This window comes from Microbacterium sp. NPDC058269 (assembly GCF_042881445.1).
In the GTDB taxonomy this organism is placed as follows: domain Bacteria; phylum Actinomycetota; class Actinomycetes; order Actinomycetales; family Microbacteriaceae; genus Microbacterium.
In genome coordinates, this window is record NZ_JBHVXT010000001.1 from 1252585 (window position 1) to 1274996 (window position 22412).

Below are 22412 nucleotides of genomic sequence, written 5' to 3' on the forward strand. Positions count from 1 at the left end.
CGTGACGAAAGAACCCGTACACGCCCGCACTGCCCACTCGGCCCGACGTGCGATGGCGCCCGTCGATCACCGCACCATCGCCGTGCATGAGATCGGGGCACCGCAGTCCGTGGGGTGGACGTTGCGGTGCCCCGAGTGGGGCGGCAGCGCGCATGCCCCGATGCTTCGCCTCGCCCCTGCTTCCTCAACACGACCCCCCGTGGAGGAAGACATCTGATCTTTTCTCACGACGAAGCCGCGAGGCCTACGCATCCCTACCTACACCGTCATCTCGTCTGACGCCAGCGGACTCAGACGTCCACCGCCGCTTCCGTCCGCGCTGGCGGGCTCTTGGTCGATGGTGGGGATAAGGGGGTACGGTCGGCTCAAGTCACTTCGGTCTTTCCGCATGAGATGGCCGCGATATGCGGGGACGCGGAGAGAACAGAAACCGCAATCGAGGATGGATGGGCAGGACGATGTCAGGATCAATGCATCATTGGTCGGCACCTGTGAGTGCGGAAGATCTCGATCATTGCGCCACAATTGCCCGGCGCCGAAACACTCTCTCGATAACCGGGAAACCCGGGAGTGGTCGAACTCGACTTGCCGAGGAAATCGCGACACTGCTACTGCCTACGTCGCCCGTGTGGAAGATCCGCGCTCTGCCCGAAGACGGCGGCCACCGGTTGCAGACTCTTCGATATCTCGATCTGGCCGCGGTGATCGATCCCGACGTCTCCGCCCATCAGTTGACGACGAAGCTCCGCGAGGCTCTCCCTCCGCGCCTATCTGTGATCATTCAGGACGCGGAGTTCGCCGACGCTTCCTCGCTGAGAGTTTTCGACGCCCTGTCCCGCCAGGGTAGGACCGCGGTCTACTACGTCTCGCGCTCTTCGCTGGGCATCGATATCCCCACGTTCGCAATGCCCGATGTGAGCAGTGAAGTGCTTCGAGAGGCCGTTGCACGACGACTCGGCGCGGAGCCACTCAAGAAAGATGTCCAGTGGCTTCTGTCGGCCAGCTCGGGCTCGTACCGATCGATCCGATGGCTCGTCGACACGTGGGAGCTGAATCAGAACCTGAGACTCTCACCGGGCTTTGCCGCCTTCGGTTCGACGACGGATATCACGATGTCGGCTTGGGAACTCTCGAAAGGACTCAGCGGCTCCGCAATCGGTCGATTCCTTGCGGTGCTGCGGGAGACGAAGCCGGAAGCGCTCCGGGAGCTGGTGGGTTCTGACGCGCTCGCCGACGCAGAGGACGACCTCCACGTCTTCCTCGACCCCGGCACCGGGATGGTTTCATTCATGGGTGGGGAGGCCGTCGGTATGGACATCCTTCTACGCACAGGCCCCGAACGGCTCAGGCTCATCATCGCAGCGATCAGTCGGGCGGTCGAGAACGGTCTCGTGCTTGCCCCCTCTGCAGCAGCGCGATTCTCCGCGATAGCTGCGTCATCCGAACCCGCGAGGGACGCGTTGCGGTCGGCGGCCGACTACGACATCGACGGAGGAAACGACGTGCAATCGCTACTCGAGCACATGCGGGCGGGGGATTCGATTGCTGTCAAAGAACAGCTCATGACGATCCTGTCCAGCGGCGATCTGGCGGGCATGGAGGCAGCAGGTATAGCTCTCGCCCTCGCGGAGTTCAGATACGGATCGGATAGCCCCGCGTCGATGGCATTGGACTACACCATAGCGATCGTCTCTCAGGCCGCCGAACCGAGCGGTCGGATCCTGAGGTCCTACCGAGCTCTCCTGAGGCGGCAAGGCCAGGACGCCGTTATCCTGTCGGACCCTCCCCCTCCTGAGACTCTCACCGAGTCCCGAGCTCTCCAGGTGGCTGCCGCACGCGACCTCATCGACGGAAGGCCCTCGCACGCATTCGACCTGCTCGCCAGGGCACAGCAGATCGAGGACAAGAGTGCGCTTGACGAGTTCTTCGTGCGACAGTTTCGAGTTCTCTGTCTGCTGGCAGCCTCAGACCTGAGCCAGGTGAAGGACTCGATATCCACGATCGCCCCAGGAGACACCGATCCGAATCATCAGACGTTGTTCTGGGCATTCATCGAAATCCGTGAAGGAAGTGTCGGCGTCGGCTACTCGCTGCTCCTTGACCTGCTACCCGGGCTCGAAAACAATGCGCCGACGTACTATCCCGTCATCGAAGCAGTCGCAGCCTTCTGCGCAGCCGCGCTGGGCGACGCGACGACGAGTTCGGAGCACCTGAAGCGCGCGAGGTCTCGCGTCAGCCCATCGCCGCTTGTCGAACCGTTCCGGCTGTTCGCCATCGCACTCGCGTCATCGTCGCTCGCGAAGATCGCCGTGCTTCCGGCGCTGGATGCGGAGGAAGCCTGGCTGCACGCGAAACGGGAGGCGCACCGCGCTGATCTTCACGCGCTCGAGCTACTGTGCGACGTTCCGTTGATCCGGATGAACGCCGACCGCCAACCGGAGATGCCTTCGGAGGATGTCACCTTCGAGGCATATGACGGCGTGTTGGCTCTCTACGACCGGCTCCGGCGGGCACAGCTACAACGTGATGAACGAGCGGTCGCGAAAGTGGCTCTCGATCTCAGCGCTCTGGGGTTGTCGCTCGAGTCCAAAGCCGTTGCCGCTTCCGTGCCGACATCCGACCTCCCCCGTGATCTGGCGCGTGCGATTCGCCGCCTGCAGGCGCAACCGACAGGCGTGCGGTCCCACCAGCTCCTCACCCCACGAGAACTCGAGGTGGCAAGGCTCGTCGCCTTGAGGGCAACCGACAGCGAGGTCGCCGGCAACCTCGGAATCTCGACGAAGACCGCGAGTGTGCACGTCGGCCGGATACTCATGAAGTTGGGTATCAAGAGTAGGCACGACATCGCTCAAGCACTCGATGACCTGGAAGGTTAGCGTCCGCGAGGTTCGGGGGTAAGCAGAGATACGTATCGTCCGCCGCGCCGGTGCCCGAGATGATCGAGGCTGCTCCATCCGCGGAGGGGATCCGTGTTGAGGAGCGGGCGTGGAAGGCTACCCTCCTTCCGCAGTGCCCATCGGGGGCATCGCAATCCTCCCCAGCGTTGCGATGCCCCTCTTCCACTCACCGATGAAGTCAAAGAGAGGGATGGAATATCGCCATGGCCTTCCTCGTCGCCCCCTCCCCCGTCACATTCATCTGACTAGCGACTCTGAAGGGACGATGGAAGGATGGATTCTTGCGGTACTGGTTGGTAGATGTCTTTGCAGAGCGTCCCCTTGCTGGCAACGGGCTCACGGTCTTCCCCGACTCCTCGGGGCTGAGCGCTGACCTCATGCAGTCTCTAGCCCAAGAGTTGAGACAGTTCGAAACATCCTTTCTCCAGCCGACGGCGGAGCCGGAGCTCTTCGAGACACGCGTCTTCACGATGGAAGAGGAGCTTCCATTTGCCGGTCACCCCGTCCTCGGCGCGGCGGCGCTTCTCCACCACCTCGACGGAAGCCGAAGCTCAAAACGGTGGCGACTCAGGTTGAACGCGCATGACGTGCCCGTCACCACGCGTCGCGCCGGTGACGGGATCGAAGCGGTGATGGATCAGGGGCCAGCGGTGCTCACTTCCGAGCTCAGCGCGGGCACTGCTCAGTGGTTTGCCGACGCCTTCGCTAGCGAGCGAGACGAGCGATACCCTGCGCAGGTCATCAGCACCGGGTTGCCTTATCTAATACTTCCCGTCACCTCGAAGGGGCTCGCGCGGGCTCGACAACGCGGCGGTCTCGAACCGCGGCTCTCGGAGGTGGGCGCCGCATTCGTCTACCTCCTGGATGTGGACGCGCGAGAAGGACGTACCTGGGATACCGACGGAGTGGTCGAGGACATCGCTACCGGCAGCGCTGCCGGCCCCGTCGCCTCATACCTCCACAACCAGCAGCTCACCCGTCACGGCGAAACGGTATACATTCATCAAGGTCGCTTCACGGGGAGGTCAAGTCGCATGATGACGAAGATCTCCACCGATGGTCGTGTTGAAGTCGGCGGAACGGTGCACGTCATCGCGGTCGCGGACCTTCTCCCGCTTCGTTCGTGACGACCGGTGGCCGGCAGCGTCTCACCCGATTCGGGTAGCGGTGCCGGCGACGCCTATGCCGCCACGGTCGGGAATCGTCGCGTGCAATTCGCTCGGGCGCCCAACGTGCCGCCCCTGGCGAATGTGGATCGTCTGCCCAGAGAAGCCGTGCGCCCGGAGATAGGCACCGGTTGCAGCGGCAGCTGAGCCTGTCGCCGGGTCTTCAGTGATGCGCCCCACCGGAAACAGATTCCTCGCCTCGAATGCCAACGGGCCGATGGCGTTCAGCACAGTGACCGTGCCCGTCCACCCCCGCTCTCGCATGATGGTGGCCACATCGGCAGGAGAGAAGCGGAACTGATGAAACAGCTCGCGGTCCGCAAGGACGACGATCGGATGCCAATTGCCGGCGAAAGACTCCTGCACCGGAAAGCGTGAATCCACATCTGATTCGTCGAGGCCCAACAGTTCGAGCAGACGATCCCGAACTTCTCGGTCAAGAACACGAAGTTCAGGCTCCACACTGATGAACGACACCGACACCTTTCCCAAACCGTGAGCCTCAGTAGGGAGGGGCGACGAGGACCCTTCACTGCAGGACCCGCGAGGGCCGATCGCATCAAGCGAGCAACCTGAGGGCACAGCGACGTTGATCCGGTGTGCATCGACGACAAATGTGATGGTTGTTTGCCCACCGTGGGGCCCTCGGCGTAGGTAGCCAGCGCCGCGAACGCCTCCGCATGACGATGGTAGCCTCGCCTGATGCCGCACCTCATTGTCGATGCTGGAACGACGTTGCCGGCGGAGCTTGTTGAGCGCGCACTTTTCGATGCACACGCCGCACTGCTCACGTCGGGCGAGGTGCAGGATCCCCGAGACCTCAAGTCGCGATCCCGCCGCGTAGAAAGCTCCATCGTGGGCGCATTCGACTCTTCGGGCCCTGGAGCGTTCCTGCATGCCGAGTTGCTGCTGCTTCCTGGGCGCCCCTATGCGACTATGCAGCATTTGGGGCAACTGGTCCTCGATGCGGTGGCTGCGGCGCTGGCGGGTATCCCCGCGGAATTGAGCGTCGAGGTTCGCGAGCTCGCAAGGCCGTACCTCAAACATCGCGCGACGACCTCCGCGCAAGACACCCTCGACGATTGAGCCGCCTCGGCCGGTGACTACTTTCGCCGTCGGCTAGCTTCTTGGAATCACGGCAAGAAGGCTGCGCGCCATGATTCCACAGCCGTTGGCATCGATTCCGCGCTCAGCCTTCACTGAAGCGCGATCGCACCCAGTCCGTCGAAGGCGATCTCTCCCGACGACATACCCGGGACGAGGACGCAGGGCTGATAGCTGACGCCCGGCTGCCGCGCCGTGGCATCATCCGCCAGCAGCGCATCGGCCGCCACTCTGCCGAGGTTGTTCAGCTGGGGGTCGACCGATGTGAGGAATCGATCTGGGCTCCCGCTGTATTTCGACCAGTTGTCGTAGCCGACCAGCGCGATGTCGTCGGGGATCCGGACCCCCGCCTGCTCGAACGCACGGGTGACGCCCAGCGCGATGTAGTCGTTGCCGCAGAACACGGCGTCGAACTCACCCAACCGGTCGAGAAGCTCGAGACCCGCTCGGTAGCCCCACGGGATCGTCCAGTCCCCGAACAGGGGCCCCGACAATGCGAGCTCGGCGCCGGCGTCAGCGAGTTCGTCGCGAAACCCGCTCAGACGATCCTGGACCGCCCGCGAATACGCCATCGCCGTCACGTGCGCGATCCGCATCTTCCCCCGACCGAGGAGGTGCGCAGCAGCCAGCCGACCCGCCTGCACGTCGTCAGGAAGGAAGCACGTGTCCTCTGGGTTGTCCGACAGCCCGAACACGTGGATCACCGGCGTCTGGAACGATTCCGATATCGACGGGAAAGGAACATCCGTACCGTCACCCACCACGATGATCCCGTCGACACGTCGAGCCTGCAACGTGCGCAGGTTCTCCGGCCGGGCGGCAGCATTGTCCTCGTCGTCGTAGACGAGCACGGCGACGTCATGCTTGCTGAGCTCTGCGATGATGCCCGTGATGACCGGCGTCGAGAAGTTGCCCGATGCCTTCTGAGCGAGAACCCCGACCGTGAAGCTGCGCCCCAACGCGAACGACTGCGCGAGTGCGTTGGGCCGGAAGTCGAGTCGCCGCGCGGCCTCATGGATACGCTGCCGCGTCTCGACCGATACATGTCCGCCGCCGTTGAGCACGCGCGAGACCGTGGGCACGGAGACACCCGACTCTTCCGCCACGTCCTTCAATGTCACTGGCCTCATCGCTCTCCCTCCCGACTCCTCCTCATCCTCTCAGAATCCCACTAGCCGTCGCCGCCTGCCCCGTTGCTCAGGGCTCCATCAGATCGGAGATCGTCAACAGAGACACCCAAGCGTCGTTCATCGTCACTTCAGCGTCGGCGATCGCTCCTGCATGCGTGGATTCGAACGTCTCGCGCGCGAGGATCTGCGCGGCGATCATGCGGTCTTCGGCAACGGACATGTCCAGACCTTCCGCTACCTCCGGTCGAGCGCGGACAGCCTCATCCAAGGCGACCGGATCGCCCGTCAACGCGACGGCGTCCGCCTTCTCCTGCGCGGATGCCGCATCGGACATCTCCTGGAACTCGTACTGCGCGAGCGACTTCTCCACCGGACCGTAGAGAACCTCGCCGGCATCGGCAGCCGCCCGACGGGCTTCGTTGTCGGCGTTCCACCGATCGACCAAGCTCGCGAATGACGCATCATCGATCACGTCGAGAGCGACCGCACCGTGCCGACGGATGACCCCGTCGATGCAACGCGCAGCCCCCTGGTCGACGAAGAGCTCACCGACCGGGTTGTCCGGCACCGGGGCGGCTTCGTCTACGACCCATCCGCGCTTGGACGCGGTGTCCAGGACGCTCGCTCGAACCTGGGTGACGCAGTACCGGAACTCGTCCGCATGAACGGGCGTTCCCTCGACGGTCATCGCGATGTCGTTCGCTGCCACCTCCGGTGTCGGTGGTGCGGGAGTGCACGCGGAAAGCCCCAGCGCCAGGAAGACGGCGATGCCCACCGCCGTATACGGTCGTTTCACTGTTCCAACCCATCCGCGTCTCGTCACCGCTTCAGCTCCCTGCCGAGAGTGGGGCGTTCGAACGACCGATTCTCCGACCGTCCGAACGCCCGACAGCTCGACGACTATCCGCCTACACGAGCGAGGCTCAACGTGTCGCAGAAGCCGACGTCGAGCCCGTTCTCCTTGAGGCAGTAGACCTTCGCGGTGGTCGACGACGCTCCCACGGTGAACGGGACCGTGACCTTGGTCCAGGTTCCCGATGTGACGGCGCTGTACTGCTCGGGATTCCCGAAGTCGTACACCCCGATCCGCACCTCCTCACCCGGCTTCGCCACCCGGGCCCAGCCCGTGAGCTCGTAAGTCGCACCGGGAACCAGCCCGTTGACCACCTGTTCGACTCCGCGGTGGCCGTTGAGGTTCGTCTGCAACGTGAATGTGCCGTTCTGGGCACCCTGTCCGACGACGAAGTTGTCGTCGTCCGTCACCCAGATCGGCTTCCATGCTCCGAGCACGCCCTGCTCGAATCCGCCGTTCTTCAGCAACGGGTCGACAGCGATGTCGTCGCAGTTCGATGCGGTCTGCGTGGGCTGATAGCAGTAGATCCGCGCAGACGTCGCGCTCGTCCCCGTCGTGAACGTCACCGTCTTCTGCGTGTAGCCGGTGCTCGCGAACTGCGCGGCGAGATCACCGCCACCGAACTCCTTCACGCCGAGGTACGGCCCGCTCGTGGTCGTCGCCGACTTGCCCCACCCGGAAAGCACGTAGGTCGTGCTCGGCTGAAGGCCGGTGACGACCCGTTCTGCCGCACCTCCAGTGACAGACAGCGCCTTCGTCCCTCCATGCGCGTTTGAACTCGTCACCGACACAGTTCCATACGATGTCCAGCCGGTCAGGCCGTCTTCGAAGCCTCCGTTGCCGACCAGCGCGCCGGCGCGGGCCGCCTTCGCCACGACGGGACCGGAGTAGGCGCCGATGTTCGGAGCCGTCGTCGCCGACACCACGTTGCCCCAGTAGTCGCGACCTCCGTTTCCGGAGATGATGCGACCCGCCGAAATAGCCGGCGATCCGGCGGTCAACTTGTACCCGTCGACGGTGTGGAGACCGTCGCGGCCCGTTCCCGGGTCGGCGAGCAGTGGGTCCGCATTGATGGCGTTGGCATCCGCGGTCGGGCCGTTGAACCCGTGGTAGACGTTGCGGTCGACGGTGATCCCCCGGTCGGTGTCGAATCGCGTCAGGCCCGAGCCGACAAAGATGTTGTTGGCGATCAGCGAGTTCGCGGGAAGGCGGATGTCGAACGGGCGGTCCGGGTTGTAGAGGGTGTTGTTGTACATCTCCAGCTTGACGTTTCCGTTAGCCGAGTTGATGAACCCCTCGCCCTGGGACACGTTGTATCGAACGATCAGTCGGGGGATATCGGTCTGCGCCGGGCCGAAGCAGGTCAGGCACTCGAGATAGAAACCACCGGTGTTCTCATGGCTGTAGTTGTACTGATAGGTGCACGAACCGGTGATGCCCCAGTCGCAGTCCCACCCCATGGAGTCCGGCCCTGGTTGCGTGCGAGCCGATTCATTGAACTGGAACACCGGGTTGGCGCTCGTGTAGGCCCAGATGCCGGCTATCGCGCCACGGTTGACCGCGTCGTATCCGGCGTCGTAGCTCACGTTGCGTTCGACGAGGGGGTCGATCGAGACGCCGATGAGGATCGAGTCGGCGGCCGCGCGATACACCGAGTTGCCTCTGATGACGACGTTGCGGTTGTGGTTGATGGTGTCGTCGCCGTTGGGTGAGCCGACGACGGCGATTCCCATCGACTTCACATCCCGGACCGCATTGTTCTCGATCGTGACGCCGTCGAAGTAGCCCGTGAGTCCGCTGGACTTCGCCGGGAGGCGCACTTGGATGCCGGCCGAGACGTAGCGGTCGCTGGCGTTTCTATCCGAACGCCCCGTGACGTCGTGAACATCGAGGTTCTTGATGGTGATGCCGGATCGTTTGACATTGCCGGTGTTCTCCACGAGAACACCGCTTCGCTTGCCCTCGGCCGCAGCGATGTTCGTCAGTTCCAGTCCGTCGACCGTCCAGTAGCTGACATCCCGCACGATGACAGGTGCCTCGACGGCGCCCCCGCCATTGATGATCGGCTTCGCGCCGGTGCCGTAGCTGGTCAGGGTGATGGGTTTCGCGGCTGTTCCGCTTCCCGCTGCCGCGAACGATCCGGTACAGCTCGTCCCGGCTTTGAGCCTGATGGCGTCCCCGGCGCCGAACGCGCCACCGGGGGCGTGGATCGCGGCGAGCGAGTTCCACGGATTGTTCTGTGTGCCGGTGCCGTTCGTCGGCGCCCCGCAATCGACGAAGTATGCGGTGTCGGCTGCGCGTGCGGGCGACGCGCCGAGCCCCGTCAAGGAGCTGAACGCCACAGCCACTCCGACGGCAGCCGTGAGCGCCGCCCTCAAGCGGCCTGTCTTGTGTCGCACTGCAGCGACGGAGGGTGGAGCAGAATGCATCATTGCACTTCCCTTCTTCAGGCGATCGCGAGCGGATGCTCCGACCGGGATCAGGACTTCACGGCACCCGCCGACATGCCGGCGACGACATAGCGCTGCAGGAAGCTGAACACCAGGACCAGGGGCAGGACGCCGAGGAGCGCCGCCGGGAACAGCGTCGTCGGCTCCACGGTGTTCGGGTCGATCAGGGCATACGCATTCGCCATGATCGTGCGGTTCTGCTCACCCTGGAGAAACACGAGGGGAACAATCAGGTCGTTCCACACGACGAGGCTGATGAACGTCACCAGGGTCGCGGTCACGGGTGCCAGTAGCGGGAATATCACGACGAAGAAGATGCGAAGAGGACCCGCACCATCGATCGCGGCGGCCTCCTCGAGTTCTGTCGGAACCTGGCGCATGAAGCTGGTGTAGAAGAACACGGCGATCGGCAGGTTCATAGCCGTGTAAATGAGGATGACGCTGAGGTGCGTCCCCAGGATGTGCAGGTCTCGAACCATAAGGTACAGCGGCGCGATGAGCACGTAGATCGGAATGGTCGTGCCGATGATGAACACGCGGTACATGGTGTTCGTCCAGGAGCGCCCGATCCGGCTCAGGGGGTAACTGGCCATGGCGCCGAAGGCGACAGTCAGCACACAGGAGCTCACCAGGATTATCAGGGTGTTGGCGACGCTCTGCGCGTAGTTGATGCGCAGGAACGCATCCACGACGTTGTCGATGGTCAGGTGCTCCGGCCACCCCAGCGGATTCGCTGACACGTCAGCGGCCGGACGGATCGCGGTGAGCACCGCGAAGGCGAAGGGGATGAGGAGCAACGCGACACCGACGATGAGTCCGAAGTCGCCGAGCCGGCGTTTGCCCGCGTTCCAGAGACGGTGGTCGCGTGACCGGGTCGGGGCGGGGAGCGATGCGGTCATGAACTCAGATCCTTTTCTCGCGCATGCGCAGAATGGACGTGGCGACGCTGCTGAGCACCACGACGATGACGAGCAGGAGGACGGCGATCGTCACCCCGTAGGCGAACTCGCCCGCCCCGCCGAAAACCTTGCGGTAGACGAGGAGGGTGAGTGTCGTGGTGGATCCGGCCGGCCCGCCGTTGGTCAGGACGAACGGGAACTCGAACACCTTGAGCGAGCCGATCAGAGAGAGAGTGACGTTCACCGTGAGCGAAGGGGCGAGAAGAGGCCATTCGATCGTGCGGAACCTGCGGAACCCCGTCGCACCATCGAGGTCGGCTGCTTCCAGAACATCGGCGGGCAACGCGAGGTAGCCGGCGAGGAAGATCGCTGCGGAGTAGCCGGCGAACATCCAGATGTTGACCAGCGCCACCGCACCCAGGGCAGTGCCCGTCTCGCCCAGCCAGATGCGAGTGAGGGAGTCGAGCCCGAGGGTGCGAAGCACTTCATTGATCGTGCCGTCGGGCGCGTAAAGGTAGGAGAAGATAAAGGACGCCATAACCGGGGCGACGAGCGTCGGCATGAGGATGAGGACGCTGACCGGCTTGCGGATCCGCGGCCGGTTGTAGAGCGCTCGGGCCAGAAGCAACCCGAAGAGGTTCTGGAAGACGACGACGATGACCGCGTAGACGACGGTCGTGCCGACCGCGCGGATCACCTCCCCGTCGGTGAACAGCCGCAAGTACTGTTCGAGACCGACGAAGTCCGCCCGAGGACCCCCGCTGCTGTCCGTGAAGCTGAGCCAGAGCCCATTCACCAGGGGGTAGAGGATGAGCAGCCCGTAGACGAGGAGCGCAGGAAGGAGGAACCCGAGAGCGACGAGGGGACGTTTGGAGATCATGACATACCTTCAGCAGGAGCGGTGCGGCCGCCGGGGAGATGGCGACCGCACCAGGAACGGGGCTACTCCGCCTTCTTCGCGATCCCGTCCATCTCGTCGAGGAACTCGTCGACCGTGATCTCGTCGAGGAAAAGGGCCTGCAGGCGAGAACCCATCTGCGTCTGCACGTCGCCTGCCATCCACGTATTCGTCTGCATGAACCGATAGTTCCCGGCTTCATAGGATGCGAGGAACTCGCCCGTCGCGTCGCTCTTCGGGCTTGTACCCGATTCGAACGGAGAGATCGCGTTCTCCGCCTGGAGGAACAGATCGAGGTTCTCCGGCTGGGACCAGAAGTCCACGTATTTCGCTGCAGCATCCTTGACCGGAGACGCCTCGTTCACACCCCACATCGTGCCGACGAACAGCAGCTCGTTGGGGTCGCTCCCCGCCTCTCCGCCGGGCCACGCCGTGAACTGACTGTTGATTCCGGCCTCGGTGACGCCGCCGAGGTTCCAGGCGCCCTGGAGCCAGAAGCCCGTGTCGCCGGCTGCGAAGTCGTCTGCCCCCTGCGACCATTCGTCTTCGCCGAGCTCGGTCTTCCAATCGATGAAGCCCTGCTCCTGCAGATCGAGCAGTTGCTCGACGGCCGGCCTCCAGTCCGAGAAGCTGGCATCGCCCTGGTAGAACTCTTCGTCCCAGCCCTTGTCGACGGTCGTGGCCGCAGCGTTCAGCAACGCCATCGCTCCCGTCCACCCGGCCTTGTCCGGAAGGGTGATGGGATCGTGTCCGGCTGCCTTCAGCTTCGTGAGCGCGTCGACGAATCCGTCCCAATCGGTCGGAACTTCATTCACCCCCACCTCGCTGAGCAGATCCGTGTTCGAGTACAGGCCGACGCCGATGGCCTCCATGGGCATGCCGAGCACCGCATCGTCGTAGGTCGCGAAGCTCTCGACCTCGGGGATGATGTCGTCGGCCCATTCCGCAGAGGACTGATCCGCGAGGTATCCGGATTTCCCCCACGTCGCGAGGAGGTTGCTGTCCAGCATGATCACGTCGGCGGCGTTGCCCGCCAACAGCTCGGGTTGCACACGCTGCGAATACGCCTCGTTCGCGGGAACCGCCTCGAACTCGAGCTTGATGTCGGGGTTGGCCTTCTCGAAGGCCGCGTTGATCTCGGCGACGTTCGCCGGCTCACCTTCGCTCCCCTTCCACCCGTACACCTTCAAGACGGTCTGCCCGTCTTCGGTCGTCGTGGATGCCCCGCCGGATGAGCACCCGGCGAGAACCACTGCCGTCACCGCGATGGTGATGGCAGTGGTGGAACGGGTGATGTGTCGCTGTGACTTCTTCATTGAAGGGCTCCTCGTCGGGACAGGAAGGAAGTACTCGGTTGCCTCAGCGCCAGGGAAGACGAGTTAGGCAACCGGTTGCCTTGTACTGCTGGCGAGTGTAGGTTGATGCGCGTCGCGTTGTCAAGCGACCAGCATCCGCAAGTGTCCCGGCTGCCGATGCCCCCGAACGAAGAGAAAGCAGATGACGATCGCCGCGCATCCCACTCCGGCTACGGCCGCCGAGATCTCCTCCCCCCATCCCCGTCTGGACTGGTTCCGCTCCACCTCGTTCGGACTATTCATCCATTTCGATCAGGCGAGCCAGCTCGGAGTGGACTTGTCCTGGCCGATGGTAGGGCTCACCAGCGATGACGGCTCGGGGGTGCATGCGCAACAGGCCGTCGACTATCTGAGGGACGCCGACAGGTTCGACCCTCAGGAGTGGGATCCCCGCGCGATCGCGTCCGCAGCGAAGGCGGCGGGAATGCAATACGCCGTGTTCACGACGAAGCACCACTCGGGCTGGGCGGCATGGCCGAGCGAGGCGACGCCGCTGAACATCTCCACTTCGCCCTACGGTGCACGCGGAGGTGATCTCGTCCGCGAATACGTGGACGTCTTCCGTGACGCGGGACTGCGCATCGGGTTCTACTACTCGGTGTCTGACTGGTCAGATCCGGATTACCCCGCCTGGCGGGCGGAGTTCGCGCCGTACGCGTTCGAGGAGTATCCGCGCACGACGCCCATGAAGTGGTCCGCCTATCGCGAAGGGATGAAGGCGGAACTCACCGAACTGCTCACCAACTATGGGCGCATCGACCTGCTGTGGTTCGACGGAGGGTGGGAACGCACGGAGGAGGAATGGGACAGCGCGGATCTGGAAGCGCACATTCGGTCCCATCAGCCGGACATCGTCCTCAACGACCGCCTGCCCGGTGTCGGCGACTACGTGACGCCAGAGCAGTCACTCCCCGCAGAGATTCTCGGCGACGCGTGGGAGGCGTGCATCACCATGAACAACACGTGGGGATGGGATCCGGACGACCATGACTACAAGACCCCCGCGCATCTGATCCGGACACTCGTCGACTGCGTCGCCAACGGCGGCTCGCTCCTCCTGAACGTGGGGCCGAGCAGCACGGGCGCTCTACCGCCGGAAGAAGAGACGACGCTTCACGAGATCGCCGGCTGGATGCGCACACACCGCGACAGCGTGATCGGTGCTCGACCAGGGCTCGAACCCTGGCAGTTCTACGGACCGACGACGACGAACGGCGACGATCTGTACCTTCACCTCATCGCCTGGCCGGACGAGACCACCACCGTGCGCGGCATTCGGCCCCGTTCTGTGCTCGGGGTGGAGCTCCTGACGACCGGGGAGGAACTCCCCTTCCGCGCCATCGTCGATCCTGCGCACGCCCGGGACGATGATCCGGTGGGCAACCTCCTCATCACAATTCCCCCGACTCGGCCTGCGGGACCCCTTCCCGTCGTCCGAGTGCGGTTCCGGCCGAACGGCTCGCCGCCGCCGCGCTTCTGATCCTCTTGGTGAATTACATTATTGATTCACTCGATTCAAAACTGTTATATTCAGCCACCGGGGGCCCGACGCCCCGAAGATCGCCCGCGCAGGCGAGGCCTTGTTCGCACCGACGACAGCTTCCCCTCGCATGACCTCTGCTGCGCCCTGCACTCAGGACGCGCCCATACCCAGGAGACTCTCGTGAAGAGGAAAGTCCACGCTGTGCTCGCCCGAACGATCGCTGCCATACTCGGGGCCGCAGGCCTCGCTCTCGGTGCGGCCACCCCTGCAGCGGCAGCACCCCCGTATGCGACCACCGCGTCGGTGAATTCCATCCAGTTCACCGAATCCGAGGTCGTGTCAGGGCGAGAAGCCCGGCTCGCTGGCAGCTGGTCGCTACCTGACAATCCCTCAGCCCCCGCGGGCTTCGTCGTCGACCTCCCCTCCGGCTTGCAGGGGCTGACCGATAGCTTCACGCTCGACGCTCCAGGCGGAGAGACCATGGGAACCTGCGTCGTGACCGCCACCCAGGTCGTGTGCGACATCGACTCGACCTACATCGCAGAAAATCCGCTCGGGCTCAGCGGAACCTTCGAGTTCTGGGCAAACGTCACCACCTCCGTGCGCGAGAACACCGCGACGACCTACGACTTCGGCGACGTCACCGCGGTCGTGACCGTGACCCCCTCCCCGGACCTCTGCACAGAGAACTGCGCGTTCCCCGGTCGTGACACGATCAAGGAAGGCTTCTACAACCGCGACGCCAACCAGATCGACTGGTACATCAAGCCAGCCGTTCCCGCATCGGGCATGGCCGGTGGGCAGCTGGTGACGATCGTCGACATCCTGGGCCCGCAGCAGCAGATCCTCAACGAGGCCCCCGCCGTCATCGAAGTGATGGCCACCAACGAAATCGTCACGAGCGAGTTGGGAAGCCAGTCACCGGGGAACTGGCATCCGCTGCCCTCCGCTGACCTCACCATCTCCCCCGACAACACGACGGTGTCATTCACCACGCGACAGGGCTTTTACTACGAGCTGCACATCGTTACGCAGGTCCTCGATGGCGGCACCCTCGGCACCTACGGCAACTCCGCAGAAGTCACAGTCGGAGGTGACGAGCCTGTCGAAATCAACGCGACCGTCGTCCGACAAGGCGGGGGCGGCACAGGGATCGGCGAAAGCGTAGGGCGCTTCGCCATCACCAAGTCGGTGAACGGTCCTGCCGCGCTCGTGGAAGATCTCACCTATACCGGCAGTTACACGATCACTCTCCCGGACTCCACCACCCAGAATGGCACTTTCTCGGTCGCGAACGGCGCGACGTGGACGAGTCCCGACTTCCCCCGGGACTCCACCGTCCAGCTCATCGAGAACGACCCGGCGGCACCGCCCAGCATCTCGTGGACCGGGCACACGTTCTCCATCAACAACTTCGCGCTCCTCGGAGGAACACAAACCGACGTCACACTGACGAACGAGTCCGAGCTCGCAACTGGTGCGTTCAAAGCCTCGAAGGTGATCACAGGGGGTGCCGCCGGCCTCGTTCCCGATGACGCCACGTTCACCCTTCTCTACTCCTACCCGGAAGGGCCCGGCTTCCCGGCAGGTTCCGGCTCCCTCGAGCTTCCCGCCTCCGGAGAGACCGTGTCCTCCCCGCCGCTTCCGGTGACGGCATCAGTCACGCTGACGGAACTCACGCCGCCGGTCTACCCAGGCTTCACCTGGGGAACGGCGACGATCTCCCCCGCAACGTTCACGATCAGTGGCACAGAGACCGCGACTTCGACCGTCACGAATGACGCTGTGCTTCCCGCAGTGCCCCATGCCCCCGCACCCACGGCTGCCCCAGCCGCCGTGGTCCCCCCTGCCGCCGGCAGCCTGGCAACCACAGGCGGGAGCGAAATGGCCATCCCGGCATCCGCGGGGCTTCTGCTCGTGCTCGCCGGAGCTGCGCTCCGCCGAGCACGCCGAAATCCAAGCGCGCCCTAAATTGAACATTTTGCTATCGTCTGAAGCGAAACTGTAATAGACTCGCCAGACTTCCCGGCCTTCTGCCGACGGAAGGGAGCGGTTCACGTGCACGGACCGCTCGAAGGGTGTCGGATTCTCCCCATGATCCGGCACCCTTCCGTCGTCCAATGGCATCGCCCGTCACGAGGAAGCCATCTTCGCGGCCATGTTCGCCCGAAACTCTTCGTAGGCAGCCCGAACATCCGCTCCCGGCCAATTCTCCGGCAGCAGTTCGAGGGGAGCGGCGAGATCTTCGGTCAGAAGACGTACCGCGGCGACCGTGGCGCGGAATCGTTCGAAGGTGATCTCGGGCCCTGAGCGAACCTGCTCGACAACAGCCCGGGTAACGTCAGCCCACTCGTCGACATCCCAGATCCGCCGAAGAAGCGCCCCGGGATCAGCCGGCTCCGTGAGAAAGGACTCGAACTCCGTGCTGATCTCCAGGTCGGAGTCACGCAGGTTGTCGGGACGCAGCCAGACACCCTCGCGCAGCTCGCCGAACCTCGACCGCGCCAGCGCCCGACGCGTCGCGGTCCGCTCAGCCGCGGTACGCCCCCGCTCGGTGAGGACAACGACCCGCCATTGTCCGCGAGAAGGCTTCGTCGCGGGGCGGATGTGCTCACCGATGTTCCGATAACGCACAAGGTGCCGCCCGGCGAGAGTGTAGAGCGAGTCGACTACATCGATATCGCCGGTGGCAACTGCGCGCGAGATTGCAACCCGCATCGTGGCGGGCGAGACGTCAACGAGTTCGCCCGCCCGCAGGATCGCTTTCAAAGACAACGCAGGAGGCCGAGCACAGAACAGCAGGCTCAATAAGACAGAACGCGCGGAAAGCGAGGGTACGACGTCCTCTACGCGGCGCGCCATGCTCGTCCATTCTGCACGTTCGACGAGAGCGCCTCTCCCACTGAACCGCGCCTCTCCCATACGTCAGCATCATCCACATGCCGCTCAGCACTTCAGCCCAGCGTATGAAGACCTATCCCTGCAACTCTTCGAACGCCATGATACGGGCTGCCCACTGCGACGCGGCGCCTCAGACCGCGACGTGCTCGACAACTACAGAGCCAGATCAAGGCATAGACGCTGACGATCACGCCCAAGGAGACAATCCGGGGGCCGGGATCGCCGAGGCCGGGGAGGGAACTCGGCGATCCCGCTCGACGCAGCTCAGCGCACGAATGCGTCCGCTACGTCGAGCCCGGAGCGCGGGCGGTAGTGCTGCGGGGAATGGGCAGCACCTGCCATGGCTCCGGGGATCTATCTCACGATTCCTCGAAGAACCGTCCTGCCATGTTGCTGTCGGGTCAACGATCCCCACCGCCGCCCCACAGCAAGCAGCTCCGCAGCATCCGGGCATCACACCCCGTGCGCACCGTCATCATCTCCCCCGAAACCTCGCCCACATCGCAACTACGCGGCCACCAAGCACCCCCACACCCCGGCAACCGCAGGCAAGGTCATCACGAAACTGGTGTTGGATGAACCCAGCCGTGGGCCTCACGCACTAGTGTAACAAAATTCAAACAACTAGTGGAGATATGTAACACCTCTGCTCTTCCGCGTCGTCGCGGGCACGGCGTCGCGGAGCTGACGCCACGAGCGCCGGAACGAACGACGCGCGTCGCTAGGCAGCCATACCCGCTTGAAGGTCGGGTGCGGGGACGCTTCACCGCGTACAACCGATGGGCGACAGATACCTCTGCCGTCCAGAACCGCAACGCGCCCCAGCGACCCAAAGATGCGTGACATCCTAGCCATGGGTCAGGCCCAGGAGGCCACCTTCTCCTCTACCCGGAGTGGAGGAGAGCCCGGGCTCCGAAGGACACGTGCGCGACGGAGCCCGCTTCCCCGTGCGTGGAGCGAGCTGCTGCACAAGCACCTGAGTTCGAGCCCCCCGTTTGCGGCCGCGCGCGGTCACCCTGTCGCTTACAACCGAGATTCGATCAGTTGAAGTCGCCGCCGGGGGCCATGTCCATGAAGCGCGAGTAGTGACCCTGGAACGCGACGGTGATGGTCGCGGTCGGACCGTTACGGTGCTTGGCGACGATCAGGTCGGCCTCGCCCGGACGCACGTCTTTGTCGTAGACCGAGTCGCGGTGCAGCAGGATGACCATGTCGGCGTCCTGCTCGATCGAGCCGGACTCTCGCAGGTCGCTGATCGCAGGCTTCTTGTCGGTGCGCTGCTCGGGACCACGGTTCAGTTGCGACAGGGCGATGACCGGAACCTGCAGCTCCTTGGCGATGAGCTTGAGGCTTCGCGAGAACTCCGAGACCTCCTGCTGACGTGACTCGACGCGCTTGCCCGACGTCATCAGCTGCAGGTAGTCGATGATGACCATGCGCAGTCCCTCGCGCTGCTTGAGTCGGCGGCACTTCGCACGGATCTCGACGAGCGTCATGTTGGGGCTGTCGTCGATGTAGAGCGGGGCGTCGTTGATGCGCCCTCGGGTCGCGGCGACGGTGGTCCAATCCCGCGGGTCGAGGTTTCCCTTTCGCATGTTCTGCAGCGGGATCGCCCCCTCGGCGCTGAGCAGACGCATCGCGATCTCGCTCTTGCCCATCTCGAGGGAGAAGAAGACGGAGGGGAGGTTGTGCCCGATGGATGCCGCGCGCGCGAAGTCGAGCGCCAGCGTGGACTTACCCATGGCGGGTCGCGCGGCGACGACGATCATCTGCCCACCGTGCAGGCCGTTCGTCAGCTCGTCGAGCTCCTTGAAGCCGGTCGGCACTCCGGTCATCGATCCGTCGCGGCCACTGGCGGCCTCGATCTCCTCGAGCGCGGCGTCGACGGCGATCTGCAGCGGGACGTAGTCTTCGGCGGTCTCGGATCCGGTGATCGAGTAGATCTCGGCCTGCGCGTTGTTGACGATGTCGGTCGCATCGCCCTCACCCGCGTAGCCGAGCTGCACGATGCGCGTGCCGGCGTCGACGAGGCGGCGCAGGATCGCACGCTCCGAGACGATGCCGGCGTAGTAGCCCGCGTTGGCGGCCGTGGGGACGATCGACGTCAAGGTGTGCAGGTAGTCGGCGCCGCCAGCGCGACCGAGTTCGCCGGTCTTGATGAGCTCGTCGGTGACGGCGACGACGTCGGTGGGCTCACCGTGCGAGTACAGCGAGAGGATGGCCTCGAAGATGAGCTCGTGCTTCGGGATGTAGAAGTCGGCGCCCTTGAGCGTCTCGATCACATCGGCGACCGCATCCTTCGACAGGAGCATTCCGCCCAGCGCACTCTGCTCGGCGAGAAGGTCGTGGGGAGGCGTGCGCTCCGGCGCGCGCTTCGCGCCCATGCGCTCCTCTGAGATGTCAGCGATCGACACAGTCTTCCCTTCGATGCGACGTTTCCGATGCGATGTTCTGATGAGACGCTTCGACGGCGGGGCCCGTGCGGCCTTCGGCCCTCACACCGCTCCGAACAGCAAAACAGCTGCCTCCGACATTCGGTCGCTCGCCCACGCTACGAGCGACTGTTTCCACATGCAAGACGGCCTGTGGATAACCCTGTGGAGAGCGTGCGAACAAGATCGGAGTGTCTGTGCACAACGGGTGTGGATAACCCCGTGGAGGACCGGTAAACCAAACTTTTTTATTCGTCTGGATCAGGCTTTTTCCGTTTCCCCAGCCTGTGGATGAAAATCAGTTTAAATCGGGCATTGAAGGTTGCCCGCCCCGGGGGCGGGATGTGTAGAACTTGGGGAAAGTCAAGCCGAGATTTCTCCGGGCGCGTCACACCCGGACATCCCCGGAAACGCGCGGAGAACCCCCTAGACACGACGCCCCCTCGCGAGTATCGTCAGCCCCAATCGACGCAGTTGCGTCGACGTACGTTGCCTTCGGAGGGGGAGGTTGACGTGGACGCTCGGGCCACCCGACGCGGCGTACCTGCCGTCGTCTTCTGGGGTGGCCTCGGCGTGCTCGCCTGGGCGACGCTCACCGTCCTTCTCTCCGGAGGGTCCGCGCACGCCGACGACCAGGAAGACGGTCCACTCGACGGGCTCACCTCGCTCGTCAGCAACACCGTGTCGGCCGTCACGGCCCCCGTGACCCCGATCGTCACGCAGGTCGTCGCCCCCGTGGTCACCCAGGTGGTCGCGCCCGTGCAGCAGGCCGTCCCCGTCGTGGTCGCCACCGTGACCCAGCCGATCGTGAACGCTCCGGTCGTCGGTCCGGCCGTCGCACCCGTCGTGAACACCGTGGCCGAGACCGCGACCGCGGTCGTCACGCCTGTCACAGATGTTCTGACGGGCGCACCGGTGTCGCAGATCACCGATCCGATTCTCGACACGGTCTCCGGTGTCCCCGTGGTCGGCGGACTCGTCTCCGATCTCGGTCTGATCTCCGCGGTGGGCGACGTCGTCGGCGTGGTCGACGACACCACCGCTCTTCTCGGGAACGTCACGAACGAGACAGTCCCGCCAGTGCTCGAAGCCCTCGATCCGACGACGTCGACGACACCCGAACCCGGTGAAGGTTCCGGGAGCGTCGCCGAGCCTGCGGTGAAGACGACCACCCTCATCATCACGGTCGAGAACACCGCGGCGACGCCACCGGTATCACCGACGCCCGCGTCCTCGGCCGGATATCCGTCGCCGATCGCGCTCTCCACCACGAACGGTGCGACCCGAGCCGTCGACGACACCACTCCTGTGCCCACCGGCCCTCCGTCAGGGAGCCCGCCTGGTGCCACAGTTCCCGCGTCATCCTCTGCCGGTTCCGGTGGCGGCAACGGCGCTGCCCCCGCGCGTCTCAGCGACGTGAACTCTTCTCCGCTCCGTGCTGGTGAGCGGACATCCGGCGCCTCCGACGACGAGCTTCCCTCATCGCCGGTCGCCGACACCGACGTCTCTCCTGACTGACGGATCGTCACGTCGTTCCCCCGGGAATGACAGAAGCCGTGCTGCGCGCGCACTTTGATCGCGCGCACCCTTCAGACGAACCACCTAGTCAGGAGAACGATCATGCGCACTTTCATCAAGCGAGCCCTATGGGGCGCGCTCATCGCCGGGGGCATCACGCTCCTCGGCGCGACGGCCGCGAACGCGGCTGAGACGACCGGAGACGACGGACTGCTCTCCGGCACACAGGCAGAGACCGCGATCACCGCGCCACTCTCGATCGTGAACAACGCGATCTCGGTGCTGAGCGACGCCGTGTCGACCGCCCCGGCCCCGGCCCCGGCCCCGGCACCGGCACCCGCACCCGCCCCCGCTCCGGCACCGGCCGCCACCACCAGTGGCGATTCGGGCACGGCATCCGGCACTCAGGCCGCGGTGACCGTGAACCTTCCTGTCACCGTGTCGAACAACGCCGTGAGCGTGCTCGACACGTCAACGACCAGCGCCCCGGCCGCGGCTCCCCAGAGCCCGGCTCCCCAGGCCGGGACATCGGCCGGGACGCCCCTCGTGACGACGAACGGCCTGGACGGAGTGCTCTCGGGCACCCAGGCGCTGCTCGCGGTCAACGCCCCGATCACCGTCACGGGCAACGCCGTGTCGCTGGTCGGCGACACCGAGAGCACCGCTCCGAACGGGCAGGGGGCCGCAGCACCGGCATCCTCCGCTCCCGTCGGTGCGACCACATCAGGTGACGACGGCATCGGCAGCGGCACACAGGTCGTCGCGCCCATCACGGCACCGGTCACGGTGTCGGGGAATGCGATCTCGCTGCTCGGCGACACGAGCTCGACCCGAACCGGCACGGCCGGTCCGGCCGGATCCCCCGCTCCTGCCACGTCGGCGGGCACCTCGGGTGACGATGCGATCCTCGGCGGCACGCAGGCCACTGCTCCCGTCACGGCACCGGTGACGGTGTCGGGGAATGCGATCTCGCTGCTCGGCGACACCTCGGCGACCGGCGGAGCAGCCGCTCCTGCACCGGCCGGCCCGGCCACCGGAGGCAACACCACCACCGGAACCGACAGCGTCTTCGGCGGCACCCAGATCACCGCACCCGTCACAGCCCCCGTGGGCGTGACCGGCAACGCGATCTCCGTCCTCGACGACGCCACCGTCACCCGCACCGGCACCGGGGGAACCACCCCCGCGCCGACCACAGGAGGCAACACCACCACCGGAACCGACAGCGTCCTCGGCGGCACCCAGATCACCGCACCCGTCACAGCCCCCGTGGGCGTGACCGGCAACGCGATCTCCGTCCTCGACGACGCCACCGTCACCCGCACC

General features: G+C 64.9%; 16 protein-coding genes. 7 read left to right on the top strand and 9 right to left on the bottom strand.

The annotated features are described in order from the left end of the window. Positions 1-626: 626 nt before the first annotated feature. Both ACFVWL_RS06220 and ACFVWL_RS06225 read left to right on the top strand, forming a co-directional pair. The gene (locus ACFVWL_RS06220; RefSeq protein WP_387179911.1) at positions 627-2876 is read left to right on the top strand and encodes a LuxR C-terminal-related transcriptional regulator; all 2250 of its coding nucleotides are present in this window, start codon (positions 627-629) and stop codon (positions 2874-2876) included. 302 nt (positions 2877-3178) lie between these two features. After that, positions 3179-4024 (top strand): PhzF family phenazine biosynthesis protein, encoded by an 846-nt coding sequence (locus ACFVWL_RS06225; RefSeq protein WP_387179913.1) that lies wholly within the window; start codon positions 3179-3181, stop codon positions 4022-4024. 21 nt (positions 4025-4045) lie between these two features. Here ACFVWL_RS06225 and ACFVWL_RS06230 read toward each other — a convergent pair whose 3' ends face one another. Next, on the bottom strand, positions 4046-4546 hold the full coding sequence (locus tag ACFVWL_RS06230) for a PhzF family phenazine biosynthesis protein (protein WP_387180943.1): 501 nt from the start codon (positions 4544-4546) through the stop codon (positions 4046-4048). 219 nt (positions 4547-4765) lie between these two features. On the opposite strand from ACFVWL_RS06230, the gene ACFVWL_RS06235 reads away from it, so the two are divergent. Continuing rightward, the gene (locus ACFVWL_RS06235) at positions 4766-5149 is read left to right on the top strand and encodes a hypothetical protein (protein WP_387179915.1); all 384 of its coding nucleotides are present in this window, start codon (positions 4766-4768) and stop codon (positions 5147-5149) included. A 110-nt stretch (positions 5150-5259) separates the two neighbouring features. Here the strand turns inward: ACFVWL_RS06235 and ACFVWL_RS06240 are convergent, their stop codons facing one another. The 6 genes from ACFVWL_RS06240 to ACFVWL_RS06265 all read right to left on the bottom strand — a co-directional run bounded on the left by ACFVWL_RS06240 (position 5260) and on the right by ACFVWL_RS06265 (position 12713). After that, the gene (locus tag ACFVWL_RS06240; protein ID WP_387179917.1) at positions 5260-6273 is read right to left on the bottom strand and encodes a LacI family DNA-binding transcriptional regulator; all 1014 of its coding nucleotides are present in this window, start codon (positions 6271-6273) and stop codon (positions 5260-5262) included. Between the two features lie 91 nt (positions 6274-6364). Then, the gene (locus ACFVWL_RS06245) at positions 6365-7093 is read right to left on the bottom strand and encodes a hypothetical protein (protein ID WP_387179920.1); all 729 of its coding nucleotides are present in this window, start codon (positions 7091-7093) and stop codon (positions 6365-6367) included. Positions 7094-7197: 104 nt separating this feature from the next. Further along, positions 7198-9528, bottom strand: a complete 2331-nt coding sequence (locus tag ACFVWL_RS06250; RefSeq protein WP_387179923.1) for a carbohydrate binding domain-containing protein — start codon at positions 9526-9528, stop codon at positions 7198-7200. Between the two features lie 101 nt (positions 9529-9629). Next, positions 9630-10499 carry a carbohydrate ABC transporter permease gene (locus tag ACFVWL_RS06255; RefSeq protein ID WP_105528278.1) on the bottom strand — a complete coding sequence of 290 codons (870 nt, stop codon included), beginning with the start codon at positions 10497-10499 and terminating at the stop codon, positions 9630-9632. 4 nt (positions 10500-10503) lie between these two features. Continuing rightward, complete coding sequence (locus tag ACFVWL_RS06260) at positions 10504-11379, bottom strand: carbohydrate ABC transporter permease (protein ID WP_387179928.1); 876 nt, start codon at positions 11377-11379, stop codon at positions 10504-10506. A 62-nt stretch (positions 11380-11441) separates the two neighbouring features. Next, positions 11442-12713: an ABC transporter substrate-binding protein gene (locus tag ACFVWL_RS06265; protein WP_387179930.1), complete on the bottom strand. Its 1272-nt coding sequence runs from the start codon at positions 12711-12713 to the stop codon at positions 11442-11444. A gap of 181 nt (positions 12714-12894) precedes the next feature. Between ACFVWL_RS06265 and ACFVWL_RS06270 the strand changes: the two genes are divergently transcribed. Continuing rightward, positions 12895-14232, top strand: coding sequence for an alpha-L-fucosidase (locus ACFVWL_RS06270; RefSeq protein WP_387179933.1), 1338 nt, complete (start codon positions 12895-12897; stop codon positions 14230-14232). Between the two features lie 183 nt (positions 14233-14415). Continuing rightward, on the top strand, positions 14416-16206 hold the full coding sequence (locus ACFVWL_RS06275) for a DUF5979 domain-containing protein (protein WP_387179936.1): 1791 nt from the start codon (positions 14416-14418) through the stop codon (positions 16204-16206). A 162-nt stretch (positions 16207-16368) separates the two neighbouring features. Here the strand turns inward: ACFVWL_RS06275 and ACFVWL_RS06280 are convergent, their stop codons facing one another. Then, positions 16369-17097: a hypothetical protein gene (locus tag ACFVWL_RS06280; protein ID WP_387179939.1), complete on the bottom strand. Its 729-nt coding sequence runs from the start codon at positions 17095-17097 to the stop codon at positions 16369-16371. 1079 nt (positions 17098-18176) lie between these two features. Continuing rightward, positions 18177-19550, bottom strand: coding sequence for a replicative DNA helicase (gene dnaB / locus ACFVWL_RS06285; RefSeq protein ID WP_017829839.1), 1374 nt, complete (start codon positions 19548-19550; stop codon positions 18177-18179). A 531-nt stretch (positions 19551-20081) separates the two neighbouring features. Between dnaB and ACFVWL_RS06290 the strand changes: the two genes are divergently transcribed. Next, positions 20082-21086 carry a hypothetical protein gene (locus tag ACFVWL_RS06290; RefSeq protein ID WP_387179942.1) on the top strand — a complete coding sequence of 335 codons (1005 nt, stop codon included), beginning with the start codon at positions 20082-20084 and terminating at the stop codon, positions 21084-21086. A 102-nt stretch (positions 21087-21188) separates the two neighbouring features. Next, on the top strand, positions 21189-22412 hold a 1224-nt coding region (locus tag ACFVWL_RS06295), incomplete at its 3' end, for a hypothetical protein (protein WP_387179945.1).

Excerpts from the sequence above, each read along its gene's own strand:
- ACFVWL_RS06235 (WP_387179915.1), top strand. The coding sequence starts at position 4,766 with ATGCCGCACCTCATTGTCGATGCTGGAACGACGTTGCCGGCGGAGCTT.
- ACFVWL_RS06255 (WP_105528278.1), bottom strand. The coding sequence starts at position 10,499 with ATGACCGCATCGCTCCCCGCCCCGACCCGGTCACGCGACCACCGTCTC.
- ACFVWL_RS06260 (WP_387179928.1), bottom strand. The coding sequence starts at position 11,379 with ATGATCTCCAAACGTCCCCTCGTCGCTCTCGGGTTCCTCCTTCCTGCG.
- ACFVWL_RS06265 (WP_387179930.1), bottom strand. The coding sequence starts at position 12,713 with ATGAAGAAGTCACAGCGACACATCACCCGTTCCACCACTGCCATCACC.
- ACFVWL_RS06270 (WP_387179933.1), top strand. The coding sequence starts at position 12,895 with ATGACGATCGCCGCGCATCCCACTCCGGCTACGGCCGCCGAGATCTCC.
- ACFVWL_RS06280 (WP_387179939.1), bottom strand. The coding sequence starts at position 17,097 with ATGGCGCGCCGCGTAGAGGACGTCGTACCCTCGCTTTCCGCGCGTTCT.